Origin of the sequence: Acinetobacter qingfengensis (assembly GCF_008693185.1) — a bacterium.
GTDB classification, from domain to species: domain Bacteria; phylum Pseudomonadota; class Gammaproteobacteria; order Pseudomonadales; family Moraxellaceae; genus Acinetobacter; species Acinetobacter qingfengensis.
On the sequence record NZ_VXKN01000027.1, the window covers coordinates 1 to 821 of the forward strand.

The following is an 821-nucleotide window of genomic DNA, read 5'->3' on the forward strand; positions in this document are numbered from 1 at the left end:
ACCGTCCTGATAATTCCCAACCGGATATTTTCTGTTGATCTATATTCGAAAACACAAGATAATAATTACGTTCAATGACATTTTTAGTTTTATTATTAAAATAAGCCAGTTTAATATCAGCTTGCCCCTGTTTAAGCTTTAATAAATCTTTTAGATTATAAATATAGGCAAGCTCCCAATTATGCGCATGTTCTGGTTCCAAATCATAACCGGATTGTGAGGCAGAAAAACCCAGTGTGGTTTCAAATAAGCTTGGTAATCGATAAGCTTCAGTATAATTAATATAAAAACGATTATTCTCATTAAGTTTAAAGGCTACAGAAAATGCTGGTGCCCAGTTTTTATGGTCTTTTTTCTTCTTAACTTCCTCAGTCACTGTAGTGGTAAGAGAAGAATATCCCATTGTTGGCAGCCCATTTACGTTTGTTAATGCCGGATATTTAGTTAAATCAATTGTACCATTTAAAAATGGATTATTTTCTGTACTATATTTCCCTGTAACTGGATCAGCATACCATACATATCTTATTGCATAAGACTTGCCGATAGAAGATGCGGCTGTTGTGGCTGTTGTACCAGTTAATATTCCTGTATTGATCAACTGATCATAAAGATCCTGTGTTAATGTATTAACTGTATACGATAATCGTTTTGCATATTCTTTTGAGTATGTTTGTGTACCACTCGTAGAATTATTTAAATAATCATCAAAGGACCAATAGGAAGTGGATTTTGCCCCGGCAGTCAGAGTAAGCCATGGTGTTGGTTGCCAATCAAAGTTAAACCAGTATTGATTTTCTGAACGTCGGCCTGCTCGAGGT

Annotated in this window: 1 protein-coding gene; it reads right to left on the reverse strand. The window is 35.0% G+C overall.

The window, feature by feature from the left end; translation table 11 throughout:
• Nucleotides 1-821: TonB-dependent receptor domain-containing protein (locus F4V57_RS14705; protein ID WP_150330567.1), on the reverse strand; the 821-nt coding region annotated here is incomplete at both ends.